Origin of the sequence: Saccharothrix sp. NRRL B-16348 (assembly GCF_001280085.1) — a bacterium.
GTDB lineage: Bacteria > Actinomycetota > Actinomycetes > Mycobacteriales > Pseudonocardiaceae > Actinosynnema.
The window spans coordinates 60,527-77,900 of the sequence record NZ_LGED01000220.1; the positions used below are offsets into that span (position 1 = coordinate 60,527).

Below are 17,374 nucleotides of genomic sequence, written 5' to 3' on the forward strand. Positions count from 1 at the left end.
GATGCGGTCCCCTTCCCGCTCGGCACACGTCCCACGAAAGGCGACGACATGACCACGGCACGCCCCGCCCTGGATCCCGAACTGCGCGAACTGCTGACCGGCATGCCCCTCATGTCCCGACTCGACCCGGAACTCCTCGCGCAACTGCGCCAGTACCCCTCGACCCCCGTCGAGTCGCTCCTCGCACACCGGCAGGTCGACCGGCGCGAGATCACCGTGCCGGCCAAGGACGGCGCCCCGATCCGCCTGTCGGTCTTCAGCCCCGCGCACACCGATCGCACCTCCTCCCCCGCGCCCTGCGTCTACTGGATGCACGGCGGCGGGATGATCATGGGCGACCGCTTCTCGCAGATCGACATCCCGCTGGAGTGGCTCGACGAGTTCGGGGCGGTCGTCGTCTCCGTGGAGTACCGGCTCGCACCCGAGGCCACCGGCTCCACCCTCGTGGACGACTGCCACCAAGGCCTGCTCTGGATCGCCGACCACGCCGCCGAACTGGGGATCGACCCCGCTCGGATCGTCGTCGCCGGCGCCAGCGCGGGCGGTGGCCTCGCCGCCGGCCTCACCCTGCTGGCCCGCGACCTCGGCACCCCGGCGATCGCCGGGCAGGTGTTGATCTGCCCCATGCTCGACCACCGCAACACCAGCACCTCCAGCCGCCAGTACTCCGACGTGCCCGGCGTCTGGACGGGAGAGATGAACGCGTTCGGCTGGCGTGCCGTCCTCGGTGACCTCAGCGACGACGAGGTGCCCGCCTACGTCTCACCCGCGCTGGCCGACGACCTGTCGGGCCTGCCCGCCACCTACGTCGACACCGGCTCCGCCGAAGTGTTCCGCGACGAGGACACCGACTACGCCACCCGCATCTGGGCGGCCGGCGGCCAGGCCGAACTCCACGTGTGGGCAGGCGGCTTCCACGGTTTCGACGCCCTGTACCCGCAGGCGCGCATCTCGACCACAGCTCGCCGAACCCGCACCGACTGGCTCGCCCGCCTCCTGTCCACGAACCCTGACGCACCAGGGGATCTGTGATCTCGGACCGGTCACACCGGGCCGAGCACGCGCCGGTGCAACTCCAGGTAGCGGTCGGCCACCGGGCCGGGGTGGAATCGCCGCACCGCCTCGCGCACGCAGTCCGCCGGGTCGATCTGCTTGCTGTCGAGCAGCTGTTCGAGCAGGCCGGCCTCGTCGTCGAGTTCGGCGAGCAGTCCGGTGCGGCCGTGGTCGAGGAGTTCGGGCAGGCAGCCGCGGCGGAAGCCGACCACCGGGCAGCCGAGCGCCAGCGCTTCGGTGACGGCGGTCCCGCCCGGTTCTTCCCAGGTGATCGGGAACAGCGCCGCGGCGGCCGTAGCGAGCAGGTGTTCGCGTTGGCGTCCGCGCACCGTGCCCAGCCAGCTCACCTGCCGGTCGTCGACGTGCGGCGCGATCTCGTCGCACCAATAGCGGACGTCGGGGTTGGTCCGCACGGTGGGCTCGGCGGCCAGTGCCCGTTCGAGGTCCGCCCCGCGGTGGAACGGGCCGACCGGTCCGGCGAGGACCAGCGGCCACCCCAGCTCGCGGGTCACCCGCACGGCGACGTGCTGTCCCTTGCACCGCGTCACCCGGACGAGCACGACGACGTGTCGCTCCTTGGGCGGCAGCGGTCTCGGCGAGCGGGGTGGCCAGGTGCACGTGTCCCAGGCTGTGCCGGAGCAACGCGGGCGGCGCGGTCCGCAGTTGGTTGGCGGAGACGCCGTTGACGAACAGCCGTGGTCCGCCGTCGACGGCGGCGTAGAAGTCGGGGTGCTTGGTGAGGTCCCAGTGCAGTGTGTGCAGGGTGGGCACACCTGCCGCGGCCAGCACGCTCAGGCCGGCCACCTCGACGTGGTCGTGCACGAGGTCGATGTCGTCGCGCGCCCGCAGTTCGGCGAGCACGCGGTGCAGGTGTGCGTGGGCGATGCCGGATACCCGGTTGTACGTCGAGCAGGTCTTCGAACCGACCGTCCGGGAACAACGACAGCCGGCCGTCGGCGGGCAGCGTGCTCGTGCCGACGGTGGCCAGGACGACCCGCACACCGCGTCTGCGGAGCTCGGGCACCAGCGTGGCGACGACGTTCTCGATACCGCCGTAGCCGTGCGGCGGTACCGGCAGCCAAGGACCGGCGTTCACCGGCACGGTCACGCCCACCGCGCGGCCTCCAGCCCGGCCAGCGGTGGGCGCTCCCGGAACCGCACTTCGGCGTCCACCAGCTCCGGCCCGCACGTCCGGCCGTCGCGGTGGAACTGGGTCAACGTCATCGCGTCCCGGAACCCGCTCGGCGACCGGTCCGCGCGCGCCAGCCGATCGAGGACGGTCAGCAGGATCGGCGCCGACATCCGACCGAGGCTGTGCGTCGTCTGGTGGGAGTGCCTGCGCACGTCCAGGTCGACCTGCGCCATCGCGTCCAGCCCGTGCAGCGCCAGCAGGTCGATGAGGTGACCGACCTCGACGCCGTAGTCCGCCACGAACGGCAACCCGGTGAGCACCTGGCGCCGTCCCGCGTACTCGCCGGCGAGCGGCTGGACGAACCCGGCGAGGTCCGGCCAGAACAGGCTCAGCAGCGGTCGCGCCACGAGTTCGGTGACCCGGCCGCCGCCGTCGGCCTCCACTTTGTCCCCCGCACTCCAGCGCGCGGCGGTAGAAACCCTTGACGTAGCACACGTCCGGGTCGGTGAGCAGCGGGACGAGCAGCCCGGTGACGAAGTGCCCGGCCAAGGGCAGTTCGCGGGAGCGCCGCACCACCAGGTCCATCGCCGTGTCCCAGTCGGACTCCACCAGGACACCGCCCCGCCGCACCAGCGGACGGGTCAACCGGTCTCGGCCGTTCCACTGCCACGAGCCGTACAGGCCCTTGGGCCCCAGCCGCCCGTGGTTGACCACGTCACCCGCGCGACCGCGCACGCCGACCATGCGGCCGTCCTTGACGGCGATGTCGCAACCGCAGCCGTTGCTGCACAACACGCACGCCGACTGCACCCACCGGTCCACGTCCGACTCCGCCAGGCGCTCGTCCAGGTGCAGGTCGACCCGCACGGGCCACGGGGCGTCCTTCGCGTGCGGTGTCCGGGCACCCCAGATGTCCGCGATCCGGTCGGCCATGCGTCCTCCATCGATCCGGTGTGAATCGGTGACGGCCACCGCACGGGTCCGGCTGTCAGGGACCAACGGAGCCGACCCGACCGGCGCGTGACGCCGTCGCGGTCAGGCGTCGTCGCGGTCAGGCGTCGTCGCGGTCGCCCTCGGGTGTCCCGGGGTCGTCGTCCCGCCGGTCGTCGGGCGATGACGAATCCGGTTCGCCGAGGCCTTCCTCCTGCTCGGTGGCGGGCTTCGCCTCGCCGGCACGCACCGCGTCTTCCCCGGGACCGGCTCCGGTGATGTCGTCCATGCCAGTCCGGTACCCGCCTCCTCGGCCGCGAAACGCGGGCGCGACCGGATCAGCGCCGCGGTTGGGTCCCGGGTTGGCGGCGACCTGCGACGGTGGTGGGCCGGGGGCGCTCAGGCGACGTCCAGGACGGTCTTGAGCCAGCCCTCGTCGCGGCGGTCGAAGGTCGCGTAAGCCTCGACCGCGGTGACCGGCCGCTCGTGCCGGGTGATGAACGCGGTGGGGTCGACCGTGCCGCTGACCACGAGGTCGAGCAGTTCGGGCAGGTAGCGGCGGTGGTTGCAGTTGCCCATCTTCACGGTGAGGTTCCTGTTCATCGCCTCGCCGATCGGGAAGCTGCCGAAACCCGGTGGGTAGACGCCGATGATCCCGATGCTGCCCGCTTTGGCGACGGCCTGCACCGCCCACCGGAGGGCCTGGCTGGGCGCGTCGCCGGGCACCCACTGGTCGCCGCTGGGGTTGGCCTCGGGCGCGGCCTGCCGCCGTTCCTGCTCGAACTGGTCTGCCTGCTGCTCGGCCTGTTCGGCGGCGGGGCCGGTCTTGGGCCGCTGGGCGTCCACGCCGACGGCCTCGATGACGCGGTCCACACCGATGCCGCCGGTCAGTTCCTTGACGAGGGCGACGGGGTCCTCGCGGTTGAAGTCGATCGTCTCGGCGTTCTGCTCGCGCGCCTTGTCCAGCCGCGAGGCGATGCCGTCCACGACGAACACCCGGCCCGCGCCCTGCCGCTTGGCGGACGCGATGGCGAACTGCCCCACCACCCCCGCACCGAGCACCAGCACGCTGTCGCCCTTGCCGACCTCGGCCAGTCGCGCGCCGAACCACGCGGTGGGGAAGATGTCGGACAGCAGGATGGCCTGGTCGTCGCTGACCGCGTCCGGGATGCGCACCAGGGTCGTCATCGCGAACGGCACCCGCGCGTACTCCGCCTGCAACCCGTCCACCGGACCTGTCGTCTCCGGTCCACCGAAGAACGACGTGCCCGCGGACGGCCCGTTCGGGTTGGCCGTGTCGCACTGCGCGTAGTAGCCGGCCCGGCAGTAGGAACAGGTGCCGCACCCGATCGTGGAGGTCGCCACGACCCGGTCACCCGGGGTGAACCCACGCACGGCGGGACCGACCTCCTCGACGACGCCGACCGCCTCGTGCCCGAGGACCGTGCCCTCGACCATGCCGGGCATCGTGCCGCGCACCAGGTGCAGGTCCGTGCCGCAGATGGCGCTGCGCGTGATGCGCACGATCGCGTCACTGGGTTCCAGGATCTTCGGGTCGGGCACGTCGTCCAGGCGGATGTCCCCGGTCCCGTGCCACACCACAGCTTTCATGCCGTCACCTCCGTCGTCGTCCCCGGACGGCTTCCCGCGCGATCGGCGCCGAAACGCCGGCGTGGTCGACAGCGACGCCCCGCGCCGCTCAAACGCCCTTCAGAACACGATCAAGTGCCGCCCGACCCGCAGGTCCCCAGTGAGGCTTGCCGCCGGGAAGACCCCGATCCCCGTTCTGCCCCATGAGCATCAGGAAGAGGCTCTTCATGGCGGCCAGCCCGCGGGCGCGCCGGATCGCCGCCTCGTCCGCGTGCGCGTACGTGTCGAAGAATCGTGAGGCCGTGCCCGCGGGGAGCAGCACCCAGGCGGCGGCGAGGTCCCACGCCGGATCGCCGGCGAACATGTCACCGAAGTCGACGACACCCGCGAGCGTTCCGTCCGAGACGACGACGTTCGCGGGATGGAGATCGCCGTGCACCCACACCGGCGGGCCCTCCCACGCCCCGGCTGCGACGGCGTCGTCCCAGACCGCCCAGACGTCGGCAGCGATGTCGTCCAGTGCGACGGCCTGGAGGAAGTTCTCGAAGCCGCCCGTGCAGTTCCTGGGATGGGCACCGCGGTCCGTGGCGATCGGCGCTTCGGCGGGCGCCTCCACGTGGAGCGCTCGGAGGAAACCCGCCAGCGTGTCGGCCGCGTGGGCGCCGCGACTGATCGAGCCGTGGTCGAGCGGCTCGCCGGGAACCCACGTCATCACGGTCCAGTGCTTGGGGAAGCGCTCGGACGGTTCGCCGAACCGCACCGGGGTCGGCACCGGGAGCGGCAGGCGCGGGGCCAGCACAGGTAGCCATCGCCGCTCCTTGAGCTGGAGCTCCGGGGTGGGGTCCATGCGCTGCATGCGCACGGCCAACTCGTCCCCGAGACGCCACATCTGGTTGCCCCAGCCGCCCGCCACCTCACGGATGGCCAGCCCCGCGAGGTCCGGGTGTTGCTCCCGCAGCAGGTCGCGGACCAACTCTCCGGTGATCTCGATCTCGGTCATGCGGTCACGGCGCCTCGACCGCGCCGGCGGGCACCGGCCGTGCCCCGTCCTCGGAGCGGCCGAGGATCAGCTCGCTCTGCAGGACGAGGACCGCCCCGCCGATCGCGGCCGCGTCCGACCCGTTCACCGACGGCACCACCCGGACCGGATGCGCTTTGCGGGCGAACAACCGGCGGTCCAGCTCCTGCTGGATCACCGCTTGGTAGATCGAGCCGGCCACGGCGAAGCTCTGTCCGGCCAGGACGATCGTGTCCAGGTCGAACAGGACCGACACGGTGACCGCGGCGTGCCCGATGTAGCGCGCCGACCGCTCGACCAGTTCACGCGCCTCCGGGTCGCCGGCGTTCGCGGCCGCCGCGATCCGGGCGAACTCGGTCAGGAAGTCGTCGGCCGCTGGGTCGAGCGCCAGCCGTCGGGCGAGGTCCGGCATCGCCAGCGCCTGCCGGACCAGGGCCGCCGGGCCGGCGTAGTTCTCCAGGCACCCGACGTTGCCGCACGTGCAGTCGTCGCCGTTGACGTCGATGGAGATGTGGCCGATCTCCGCGGTGTTCGAGGAGCTGCCCCGGTACACCTCGCCGGCGACCACCACCCCGCCGCCGATCCCGGTGGCCATGTAGAAGCAGCCGTAGGTGCTGTGCGGGTCCACCGCACCCATCCAGTACTCGCCGATGGCCGCCGCGGCGGCGTCGTTGTCAAGCAGTACGGGCAGACCCAGGCTCTCCGCCAGGTGCGGCGCGACGGGGTAGTCGTACCAGTCCTCGGTGGGCTGCGGCGTCAACAGCACGCCCGCGGTCCGGTCCTGCGGGCCGTAGCTGACCAGGCCGACCCCCAGCACCTTCTCGCGCTCGATGCCCGCCGTCGTCAGCAGGGCGTCCACCCGTGACGCCACGAGCGGCAACGCCTGCTCCGGCGGCATCGAGGACACGCCGTGGAACGACGTGCGCGCCACCGGTCGGCCGGCCAGGTCGACAACCACGATGACGCAGGCGTTGCGCTCGAGCTGCACTCCGACGCTGTAGCGGGCGGGCGGGTTGAGCTGGACCATCGTGCGCGGCTTGCCACCCGTCGGCGCACCACGACCGGCCTCGACGACCAGGCCGTCGCCCAGCAGCTCGCGCACGACCTCGGAGATCGTCGCCCCGGTGAGACCGGTCGCCGCGGCGAGTTCCACCCGGCTGATCGAGCGCGCCGCCCTGATCACGTCCAGGACCACGCCGCGCGTCTTCGGCCGGCTTGCCCAGACCGGGCTCCTCGCCACGATTCCCTCCTTCGCCGCACCCTTTCGCCAGGCTACTTCACTTAGCCCTTCTCCAGCCCACCGGGTCGCCCACCGTCACCCCCTTCAGGTGCCACCATCAGCGCGTTCGGTTTCCCAGGGAGCCTAAGGAAGGGGGGTGCGGCCGTTTCCGGGATTCTCCAGTCGAGGTCCGGCTGCCCGGCTTCGAAACCGTCGCGCGGTGGGCGCCACCAGTGCCAGTTCCGCTTCGGGTTGTCGCGCGACGACCGGGACTCCACGAACCACGGGGCGGTGCCCACGGTGGTGGTCACCGTCTGCTCGATGGTCATGGACGTCCTTCGTGGCGAAGCATGCGGAGTCACTTACCCGTGGGGCGGAGGCGCAGCAGGACTTCCGCGTTGTCGGGGTGCGCCCAGACCGCCGGGGAGGCGTACAGGTCGCGCTCGGTCGGCCAGCCGGTGAACTTGGCGTCGTGGTGGACGCTGATCGTGCCCTGGGTGAGGACCGGGATGTAGGGCATCGTCTGCTCGATGCGGGTCTGGATCGCGTCCAGGTGGGGTTGCCGGGCGGCGGTGTCGGTGGGGTTGAGGAGCTTGAGGGCGTCGAGGGCCTGGTCGACCCGCGGGTCGGAGAACCGGCTGACGTTCGGGCCGGGTTTCGCGCCGACGGCGGCGGTCTGCGCGGTGCTGTAGAAGTAGTTGTAGAGGTAGTACGGGTCCGGCGCGGGGCCTTGGTAGAGCGAGTCGATGATCAGCTGGAACGCGCCGCGGTCCTTGGCGTCGACGAACTCGTTCCAGGACACCTGCTGCGGGGTGAGCTTGATGCCGGCCTGCCGCAGCTGCTGGCCCATCGTGTCCACCGCGGTGATGTAGTCGGTCCAGCCGGCGACGACGCTCAACGTCAGCGACAGCGGTGCGCCGTCCTTGGCGTAGATGCCGTCAGAACCCTTGGCGTACCCGGCGCTCTCCAGGAGTTGCTGTGCCTTGGCCGGATCCGGTCGCATCGGCGCGGTCTTGTTCTGCAGCTTGTCGGAGACGAGGGCGTCGTCCCGTCCCGGGAGCAGGAAGCTCGGTGAGACGTCGCTGCCGGTGTTCTCGAACGCCAGCGCGTTGGTCTGGGTCCGGTCGATGGCGTGGTAGATCGCCTGGCGCACGGCCGGGTCGGTCTGCGGCCCCTGGCAGCCCAGGGCGGCGTTGCTGCACGTGACCAGTGCGATCTGGTTGGAGTGGGTGATGGTGGCCTGGTAGCCGGGGTAGGTCTTGGCGACGTCCTTGACGTCCGGCACGGGCCCGGTCTGCCAGTCGATCTGCCCGGCCTTGAGCGCGGCGGCGCCGGCCTGGTTGCCGGACAGCGAGAGGTAGCGGACCTTCTTGACGGCAGGCTCACCGCCCCAGTAGGTCGGGTTCGCCTTGAACGTGAACGCCTGCGGCTTGAACTCCTCCAGCAGGTACGGACCGGTGCCGACCGGATCCTTCACCACGGCGACCGCCGGGTCGGCGATGTCCTTCCACTTGTGCTCCGCCACGATGTAGATCCGGCCGAGGACCGACGGACCGTCCAGGAACGACGGTCGGTCGAACCTGATGATCACGTGCGTGTCGTCGACGGCCTCGGCCCGCCCGGCGTAGCCGGTGTTGTTCATACCCTTGTGCTTGCTGATCATGTCGAGGGTGAACACGACGTCGGCGGCGGTGAACTTCTCGCCGTCGGACCAGGTCACGCCGTCCCGCAGGGTGACGGACAGCTGCGTGCCGTCCGCGTTCCAGGCGAACTCGGTGCCCAGCTTCGGTGTGGGTTCGGCGTCGCGCAGGACGTTGAAGAAGAACAGGGGCTCGAAGATCGTGCCCCCGCCGCCGATGCTGGTCGGCGCGTACGGGTTGAAGTTGATCTGGTAGTCGCCCGACTGGCCGGTGTAGGCGACCAAGGTGGAACTCTCGGCCCCGGCCGACGTGCTCGACGGTCCGCACCCCGCGGCCACGACCGCCGCGGCGAGCAGGGCGGTGGCGGCGCGCACACGCGCGGCGGGGCTTCTCGACATCGTCACGACGTCCTCCTTGACGTGCGGTTCGCGGGACGCGTCACGACACCCGCCCTGCGCCCGGCCATTATTAGGTCATCTAATTAAGCCTGGCAATGGGGTGGAGTGCGCCGTTCGGCGAGCCGCGTCTCAACAGGCTCGCGCAGCTCAACAGCCAGGTGTTGACTTACTTCACCTGCCTGAGTAACCATCTCGATGCGCTTCGCCCTGCGGCGACCGATGAGGAAGAGAGCTGCCATGACGCGCTTGAACCTGCACGACGGCTGGCGTCTGCGCGCCGTCGGAGGCCCGGTGCCGGCCGACCTCACCGGCCGGGACGTGCCCGCGCAGGTCCCCGGCAGCACCCACCTCGACCTGCTGGCCGCCGACCTCATCCCGGACCCGTACGGGGACCGCAACGAGGCGGAGCTGACCTGGATGCACCGGGTCGACTGGCAGTACTCCACGACGTTCCGGGCCGAGGCGGCACGAGCGGGCGAACGGGTGGAGCTGGTCTTCGACGGCATCGACACCGTCGCCACCGTCGAGCTGAACGGCGAGGTGCTCGGCCACACCGCCAACATGCATCGCGTCCACCGCTTCGACGTCGGCGGATCGCTGCGTGACGGCGACAACGACCTGACCGTGACGCTGTGGTCCGCGCTCGCCCACGCCGAACGGGCGGAGGCCGAACTCGGCTGGCGTCAGCGGGCGTACCCGCACCCGTACAACGCGATCCGCAAGATGGCCTGCTCCTTCGGCTGGGACTGGGGACCCGACCTGCAGACCGCCGGCCTGTGGAAACCCGTGCGGCTGGAACGCTCGGACACCGCCCGTCTCACCCGCGTGCGGCCGCTCGTCACCGTCAACGCCAACGGCACCGGGCGCGTCGACGTGCACCTGGAACTGGACCGCGCCGCCGATCGCGACTACACCGTGCTGGTCACGGTCGGCGAACGCACGGAAGCGTTGGTGGTCACCGGCGACGCCGCGCACATCACCGTGCTGGTGCCGGACGCCCGGCTGTGGTGGCCGGTCGGCTACGGCGACCAACCGCTCTACGACCTGACCGTCGCACTGCTGGCCGATGGTCGGCAGGTGGACGCCGTCGAGCGTCGGATCGGGTTCCGCACCGTCACCGTGGACACCGAACCGGACGACTTCGGCACCCCGTTCGTCTTCGTCGTCAACGGCAAGCGCGTGTTCGCCAAGGGCGCCAACTGGATCCCCGACGACCACTTCCTCAGCCGGGTCACGCGCGAGCGGCTCGTTCGGCGGGTCGACCAGGCCGTCGGCGCGAACATGAACATGCTGCGGGTGTGGGGCGGCGGCATCTACGAGACCGACGACTTCTACGACGTCTGCGACGAACGCGGCGTGATGGTCTGGCAGGACTTCCCGTTCGCGTGCGCGTTCTACGCCGAAGAGGAGCCGCTGCGCGGGGAGGTCGAAGCCGAGGCGCGGGAGAACATCACCCGCCTGGTCGCCCACCCGTCACTCGTGCTGTGGAACGGCAACAACGAAAACCTCCCCGCCTACACCGACTGGAAGGGGTGGCAGGACAACCTGGAAGGACGGACCTGGGGCGCGGGCTACTACCACGAGCTGCTGCCCGAGATCATCGAAGAACTCGACCCCACCCGCCCGTACGCGCCGGGCAGCCCGTACAGCCCCGGCGACCTGCCGCCCAACGACGCCGACCACGGCACCCGGCACGACTGGGACGTCTGGAACTTCCTGGACTACACGCACTACCGCGACCACATCCCCCGCTTCAGCGCGGAGTTCGGGTTCCAAGGGCCACCCACCTGGACCACCCTCACCCGGTGGATCCACGACGAGCCGCTGACGCCCACCTCCCCCGCGTTCCTGCTCCACCAGAAAGCCGTCAACGGCAACCGCAACCTCGACCGCGGCCTCGCACCCCACCTGCCGGTCCCTACCGACTTCGAGCAGTGGCACTGGGCGACCCAGCTCAACCAGGCCCGCGCCGTGGCGTTCGGCGTCGAGCACTACCGCTCCTGGTGGCCACGCACCGCCGGGGCCCTGGTCTGGCAGCTCAACGACTGCTGGCCGGCCATCTCGTGGGCCGCCATCGACAGCGACGAACGCCCCAAACCCCTCTACTACGCCCTCAAGCACGCCTTCGCGCCACGGCTGCTGACCGTGCAGCCACGCGACGAGAGGCCAACCCTCGTCGCGATCAACGACCACGACGAGCCCTGGACGGGCGCGGTGCACGTGACCCGACAGGACTTCACCGGCGAGGTGCTGGCCACCGCCGAGTTGCGGCTCGACGTGCCGCCCCGCTCCACCGCGCCGCTGGACCTGACCGACGACGTCCTCGAACCCGCCGACCCGACGAGCGAAGTGCTGGTCGCCACCGCCGACGGCGTCCGCACCCACCACCTGTTCCGCGAAGACCTCGACCTCCGCTACCACCCGGAACCGTTCACCGCAGACGTCGCACCCGTGGCTGGTGGATACCGCGTCGACGTGCACGCCACCTCCTACGTCCGCGACCTCAGCCTCCTGGTCGACAAAGTGGCCGCCGACGCGGTTGTCGACGACATGCTCATCTCGCTGACCGCCGGAGAAACGCACCACTTCATCGTCCGCACGTCGCAGAGGCTGCACGACCCGTCCATGTTGCTCCACCCGCGCGTGCTCCGTTGCGCCAACACATCCGTGGCGGGCGTTTCGAACTCCCGCAGGTGAGGAGAGCCGAAGCCCGGAGCCGATGGCCGATGTAAGCCGGCCACGACTCCGGATTTTGGCGATTTGTTTTCTCGACCCCATCAGGCACGGAATTGGCGAAGTCATCCCCGAAGGCCGATTTCGCGCGGGGTCTTCAACTTTCGCAAACTCTTCGCTACCGTCATCCTGGGAACGCTCCCAGAGTTACCTGGGCACTTCGACGGGAGCGACCAACTCTCAATTGGATGGCCCTCCCTCGCCTGGTGCACCACTTCTCGGCGACATGGCGGCGACTGGGCTGTTACTCGCACAAAGGAGTGCAGATGTTCGGAAGAGTCAGGAAACGCCGTACCGCGCTCGCCGCGGTGGGCGCTGTGGTGTCCATCGCGGGCACGGCCCTGATGGCGGCGGCGGGCGGGTCGTGGGCGAGTGACGCGAGCTCGGCGGCGGCGTTCGCGTGCCGGGTCGACTACACGACCAACGACTGGGGCAGCGGTTTCGGCGCCAAGCTGACCGTGGCCAACCTCGGCTCGTCGCCGGTGAACGGCTGGACGCTGACCTATTCCTACGCCGGGAACCAGACCCTGCAGCACGGCTGGAGCGGCAACTGGTCCCAGTCCGGCAAGACGGTCACCGTCACCAACCTGAGCTGGAACGGCACCATCGCCGCGAACGGCAGCGTCTCGACGGGGGCGAACTTCTCCTACAGCGGCACCAACGCCAAGCCGACGGACTTCGCCGTCAACGGTGCGGCGTGCACCGGCGTCGACCCGACGACGACGACCACCACCACCACGACGACCACGACTCCGCCGGTCGACGGGCCGGCGCCGGAGTTGCGGGTGTCGGGCAACACGCTGGTCACCGCGGACGGCACGCCGTACCGGCTGCTCGGAGTGGACCGCTCCAGTGGCGAGTTCGCGTGCGTGCAGGGCAAGGGCATGTGGGACAGCGGCCCGGTGGACCAGGCGTCGGTGGACGCGATGAAGACCTGGAACATCCACGCGGTGCGGGTCCCGTTGAACGAGGAGTGCTGGCTGGACGTCTACGGCTCGCCCGGCGGCGCGACCTACCAGCAGCACGTCAAGGACTACGTGGACCTGCTGGTGCGCAACGGCATGAACGTGATCCTCGACCTGCACTGGACCTGGGGCGCCTACACGAACAGCCCGGACTGGCACTGCAAGGACGAGCACGCGGTGTGCCAGAAGCCGATGCCCGACGCGAAGTACTCGCCGCAGTTCTGGGCCGGCGTCGCGAACACGTTCAAGGGCAACGACGCCGTCGTCTTCGACCTGTTCAACGAGCCGTACCCGGAGATGGCCGCCGACTGGGACAAGACGGCGGGCTGGCAGTGCTGGCGTGACGGCGGCACCTGCACCGGCATCCCCTACGAGGTGGCGGGCATGCAGGACCTGGTCGACGCGGTCCGGTCCACCGGCGCGACCAACGTGCTCATGCTGGGCGGCCTGGAGTGGGCCAACGACATGCGCGAGTGGCTGAAGTACAAGCCGGTCGACCCGCGGAACAACATCGCCGCCTCGTGGCACGCCTACAGCTTCAACGCCTGCGCCACCGAGACGTGCTGGGACACCCAGATCGCCCCGCTCGCGGCGCAGGTCCCGGTCGTGCTCGGAGAGTTCGGCCAGGACAACTGCGGCTTCGACTACATGCAGCGGGTGGCGAACTGGGCCGACGCCCACCACATCGGCTACCTCCCGTGGACCTGGAACCCGTGGGGCTGCAGCACCGGCGCCGTGTTGATCAAGGACTGGACCGGCACGCCCGAGCCCGGCATCGGCGAGGGCTACAAGGCGCACCTGCTCACCCAGGACCCCTACTCGACCCGCTGACCGATCACCCGCACAGCTCCGCCCGCACGTCGAGCCGCCCCGGCCGCCGGTCCGAACAGGACCAGGTCGGGGCGGCTCAGTCGAAAGCGTCCTCGTGGTTGCTCGCCGGCCGGGGCCGCGGGTCACCGTAGGATCCGGACCGGGATCCGGACGGGTGAGCTGGGGGGCGCGGTGAGCGGTATCAGGGTGTTGGTGGCGGGGGCGAGCATCGCGGGGCCCGCGTTGGCCCATTGGTTGCGTCGGCGGGGAGCCGAGGTGACCGTGGTGGAGCGGGCGCCCGAGTTGCGTCCCGGTGGGCAGGCGGTGGACGCGCGCGGGGTGACCAAGGAGGTCATCGGGCGCATGGGGTTGGCCGCGGCGGTGCGCGCGGCGTGCACCGACACCGCCGGCGCGCACACCGTGGACGCGGACGGGCAGGTGCTGGAGACGTTCCGCGCCGACGACGACGGTGGCGACGGGTTCATCGCGGACATCGAGATCCTGCGCGGGGACCTCTCCCGAGTGCTCTACGACGACACCCGTGACGGTGTCGAGTACGTCTTCGGCGACCGGATCGTCGGACTCGTCCAGGACGCGGACGGGGTCGACGTGGTCTTCGCGAGCGGCGACCGGCGGCGCTTCGACCTGGTGGTCGGGGCCGACGGGCTGCACTCGGCGCTGCGGGCGATGGTCTTCGGGCCGCACGAGCGGTTCCTGCGCCACCTCGGGCACGTGCTGGCCTTCTACAGCGTGCCCAACGAGTTCGGGCTGGACCGCTGGCTGCTCGAGCACCAGGATCAGGCGTCCGGGCGCTCAGCCCTCCTGCGCCCCGTCCGGGACGCCACCCGGGCGATGGCGATGTTCTCCTTCCCCGCGGCCGACTTCGACGTCGACCACCGTGACGTCGCGGCCCAGAAGGTTCTGCTGCGCGAGCGGATGACGGGCCTGGGCTGGCTGACCTCGGACATCCTCGCGCACCTGGACGACACCCCGGACTTCTACCTCGACCAGGTCGCCCAGGTGGTGATGGACCGCTGGTCGAGCGGACGGGTGGGGCTGCTCGGGGACGCGGCGTTCAGCTCGTCGCCGATGTCCGGGCAGGGCACCGGGCTGGCCCTGGTCGGCGCCTACCTGCTGGCCGGTGAACTGGCCGCCGCCGGGTGGGACCCCGACGCCGGGTTCGCCCGCTACGAGGCGCGGATGCGCTCGTTCGTCGAGGCCAACCAGGAGATCGGCCGGCTGAACGCCCGCAGCCGCGCCGTCCCCGGGCCGGACACCGAGCCGGGCCCCGATTTCGCCGGCGAGTGGTTCGCGGAACTGGTCGGGCGCGCGATCAACGGCGTCGAACTGCCCGACTACGCCGGCGTGCCGGACTCCGGACCACGGACCACCTCCTCGGCCACGCCGTAGTCCACCGCCGTGCAAGCGGCAGTACCGGACGTCAGCGTCCGTCGCGAAGCCGCTTCACCCTCTGTTGGCAGACGTGGGATGTCAGCGGCGGCGTCGGGTTGAGCAGGCCGTGCAACCCGACCGGGACTTCCTGTCCCCTAGTCACGGACGGACTGGTAGCGCAGTAGAACCGCGCCCGTTTTGAACGTGCGGTTCTCCACCAGTTCCAGCCGCAGCCACTTGGTCAGCGACGGGAAGAACGGGAGGCCGCCGCCGATCGCGACCGGCGTGACGAGCACGTGGAACTCGTCCACGAGGCCGGCCCGGACCAGCGGTGCGGCGAGCGTGGCGCCGGCCACCTCCATCAGGCCGTCGGTCTCGGCCTTGAGCCGCCTGGCGACGTCGACCACGTCACCCCGTTCGAGCCTGGAGTTCCAGTCGACCGATTCCAGGGTCCGGGAGAAGACCACTTTCGGCATCGCGAGCCACAGCCTGGCGTACTCGGCCTCCACCGGCGGCACGTCAGGCGCCTGGCCGGCGGTCGGCCAGTGGGCCGACATCAGCTCGTACAGCTTGCGCCCGTACAGCGACAGCGCCATCCGCCCGGTCCGGTCGTTCCAGTACTGGTGCAGCTCCTCGTCCGGCGTGCTCCAGTCGAGGTCACCGTTCGCGTCGACGACGTAGCCGTCCAACGAGACGTTCATGCCGTAGGTCAGCGTTCCCATGGCGGTACAGACTGCCGGAGCGCGGGCGGCTCATCGCGCCGCCACGCCGGCTCGACGCGCCACATGCTGTGACGACGGCGGCGGAACGACCAGGGGTTCGCGAGCCATCCGCAAGGCGAAGTGACGCACATCACATGAACCGGAAGGGTGAACCGGTGACGTTCGCGACCCGGTGCAAGTTGCACCGTACGGGTCGGCGCCGGCCCGCGACAACCACCGCCGCATCACCGGGACGTGAACGCCGCCTGACAGAAGTCGTAATTGCACATCGAATGGAGCAACCCTCCGTGACCGTCGGTGAAAACTGCATTTTTCATTGATTTGTGGCATTGTGAGCCCAGTCGTTGAAGGCGCTCATCCGGGGAGAGCTGATCACGTTGACGACTTGGGGCAATCCGTTCCGGACCGCCGCGGCCGCGCGCTCCGCGGGTTGAGCTGATTCCGTGATCCCACTACCCCGCATGGCGTCGTGCGGTGAGTCCGAAAGGTTTCCCGCGATCCGACGCCGACAATGTCGGGCACCGAGCCGAACCGGGGCGTGTGGGCGCCCGGCGGTTGTCGGCGAGGTGGGCGGGCCTCCCCGGACGAGGGCCGCGACCACAGGCTGAAGTGCTCGTCCCGCGCGAGGGCAGGCCGCAGACCTGTGCGATCGAGTACGTGTCGTACTACTGGGTGGACGTGCTACTGGGTGGACGTGGGCGGTCGGATCCGGCACGACCGGGGGCGCCGGGTGCCGACTCGCTTCACCGTGCATGGGAGGAATCGTTGGAGACCCGTCATCTTCTCGCCTTCACCACCGTCGCGCAGACGAGGAGCTTCACCAAGGCCGCCGAACTGCTCAAATGTTCGCAACCCACGGTCACCGCGCGGATCAAAACGCTCGAAGACGTGCTCGGCGCCCGGTTGTTCCGACGGCTGCGCCAGGGCATACAGCTGACCCGGGCTGGCGCCGAACTACTACCCCTCGCCGCCGACATCATCAAGCTCACGGACAAAGCGTTAAAAGTGAATTCGGTGGACGACGAGCCCAAGGGCAACGTGGTCATCGGCACCACGCAGAGTCTCACCGAGTACCGGTTGTTCCCCCTGGTGGAGTACGTCCACTGGCGGCACCCGGAAATCCGGCTGTCGCTGCGCTCCCGCGACACGCCGGGCAACCTGGCGGCGGTGCGCGACGGCACCCTCGACTGCGCGTTCTTCACCGACGAGGTCGAGCACCGGGACGGCCTCGACGTCACGGTGCTGTGCGAGGAGCCGCTGGTCCTGGTCACCGGCCCGGACCACCCGCTGGCCCGCCGGGCGACCGTCACCGACGCCGACCTGCGCGGCGCGACCCTGATCAAGGCCGAGAGCGGGGGCACCTACCACGACCGGCTGGTCCAGCTGCTCGACCTGACCGGGGCGGAGCACCGCTCGTCGGTGCTGGCGCTCGACTCGGTCGACGTGGCCAAGCGGGCCGCGGCGTCCGGCCTGGGCATCGCGCTGCTGCCGTCGGTCACCGTGCGGTCGGAGATCGGCGAAGGCAGGCTGCACTGCCTGCCGTGGTCCTTCCCGTTTCCCGTCTACACGCAACTGGCCTGCCGGCGCGGTCGCACGCCGAACGCCGCCCTCAGCGCGCTGACCGCGGCCGCGACGCGGGTGGTGAGCGAACAGGTGGCCGAGCACGCCTAGTGCCCGAGGGCGTGGCGAGGTCTCCGATGAACGGATCCGCGACCAGGCGAACCCTGGCACCGGAGACCTCGTGACCGGCATGCGCCCCTGCCCCGGCGTGC

At 70.4% G+C, this 17,374-nt stretch carries 13 protein-coding genes and 1 pseudogene; 5 read left to right on the forward strand and 9 right to left on the reverse strand.

Annotated elements, in window-relative coordinates:
- Window positions 1-48 precede the first annotated feature (48 nt).
- Window positions 49-1,032: an alpha/beta hydrolase gene (locus ADK67_RS31125; protein ID WP_053720118.1), complete on the forward strand. Its 984-nt coding sequence runs from the start codon at window positions 49-51 to the stop codon at window positions 1,030-1,032.
- 11 nt (window positions 1,033-1,043) lie between these two features.
- Here the strand turns inward: ADK67_RS31125 and ADK67_RS52845 are convergent, their stop codons facing one another.
- From ADK67_RS52845 to ADK67_RS31165, 8 genes and pseudogenes are all read right to left on the reverse strand, one after another.
- A complete protein-coding gene (locus ADK67_RS52845) occupies window positions 1,044-1,826 on the reverse strand; it encodes a glycosyltransferase (protein WP_269436066.1) in 783 nt (260 codons plus the stop codon).
- A 331-nt stretch (window positions 1,827-2,157) separates the two neighbouring features.
- The gene (locus ADK67_RS52850; protein ID WP_053720119.1) at window positions 2,158-2,628 is read right to left on the reverse strand and encodes a hypothetical protein; all 471 of its coding nucleotides are present in this window, start codon (window positions 2,626-2,628) and stop codon (window positions 2,158-2,160) included.
- A gap of 85 nt (window positions 2,629-2,713) precedes the next feature.
- A pseudogene (locus ADK67_RS49525) lies at window positions 2,714-3,118 on the reverse strand (nitrate reductase); the annotation flags it as partial.
- A 118-nt stretch (window positions 3,119-3,236) separates the two neighbouring features.
- Window positions 3,237-3,404, reverse strand: a complete 168-nt coding sequence (locus ADK67_RS51390) for a hypothetical protein (RefSeq protein WP_157620953.1) — start codon at window positions 3,402-3,404, stop codon at window positions 3,237-3,239.
- 110 nt (window positions 3,405-3,514) lie between these two features.
- Entirely contained in the window at window positions 3,515-4,726 is a 1,212-nt protein-coding gene (locus tag ADK67_RS31145) for a zinc-dependent alcohol dehydrogenase (RefSeq protein WP_053720121.1), read from the reverse strand.
- A gap of 88 nt (window positions 4,727-4,814) precedes the next feature.
- Entirely contained in the window at window positions 4,815-5,705 is an 891-nt protein-coding gene (locus ADK67_RS31150) for an aminoglycoside phosphotransferase family protein (RefSeq protein WP_053720122.1), read from the reverse strand.
- 4 nt (window positions 5,706-5,709) lie between these two features.
- On the reverse strand, window positions 5,710-6,963 hold the full coding sequence (locus ADK67_RS31155; RefSeq protein ID WP_157620954.1) for an ROK family transcriptional regulator: 1,254 nt from the start codon (window positions 6,961-6,963) through the stop codon (window positions 5,710-5,712).
- Window positions 6,964-7,300: 337 nt separating this feature from the next.
- On the reverse strand, window positions 7,301-8,980 hold the full coding sequence (locus ADK67_RS31165; RefSeq protein ID WP_053720235.1) for an ABC transporter substrate-binding protein: 1,680 nt from the start codon (window positions 8,978-8,980) through the stop codon (window positions 7,301-7,303).
- A 237-nt stretch (window positions 8,981-9,217) separates the two neighbouring features.
- On the opposite strand from ADK67_RS31165, the gene ADK67_RS31170 reads away from it, so the two are divergent.
- The 3 genes from ADK67_RS31170 (at window position 9,218) to ADK67_RS31180 (ending at window position 14,898) form a co-directional block, all read left to right on the forward strand.
- On the forward strand, window positions 9,218-11,677 hold the full coding sequence (locus ADK67_RS31170) for a glycoside hydrolase family 2 protein (protein WP_053720125.1): 2,460 nt from the start codon (window positions 9,218-9,220) through the stop codon (window positions 11,675-11,677).
- 302 nt (window positions 11,678-11,979) lie between these two features.
- Window positions 11,980-13,509, forward strand: coding sequence for a cellulase family glycosylhydrolase (locus ADK67_RS31175; protein WP_231648426.1), 1,530 nt, complete (start codon window positions 11,980-11,982; stop codon window positions 13,507-13,509).
- A gap of 171 nt (window positions 13,510-13,680) precedes the next feature.
- Window positions 13,681-14,898 (forward strand): FAD-dependent monooxygenase, encoded by a 1,218-nt coding sequence (locus tag ADK67_RS31180; protein ID WP_053720126.1) that lies wholly within the window; start codon window positions 13,681-13,683, stop codon window positions 14,896-14,898.
- A gap of 137 nt (window positions 14,899-15,035) precedes the next feature.
- On the opposite strand, the gene ADK67_RS31185 is transcribed toward ADK67_RS31180, so the two are convergent.
- Complete coding sequence (locus ADK67_RS31185) at window positions 15,036-15,602, reverse strand: dihydrofolate reductase family protein (protein WP_053720127.1); 567 nt, start codon at window positions 15,600-15,602, stop codon at window positions 15,036-15,038.
- Window positions 15,603-16,367: 765 nt separating this feature from the next.
- Here ADK67_RS31185 and ADK67_RS31190 point away from each other — a divergent pair.
- Window positions 16,368-17,273, forward strand: coding sequence for a LysR family transcriptional regulator (locus ADK67_RS31190; protein WP_053720128.1), 906 nt, complete (start codon window positions 16,368-16,370; stop codon window positions 17,271-17,273).
- Window positions 17,274-17,374 lie beyond the last annotated feature (101 nt).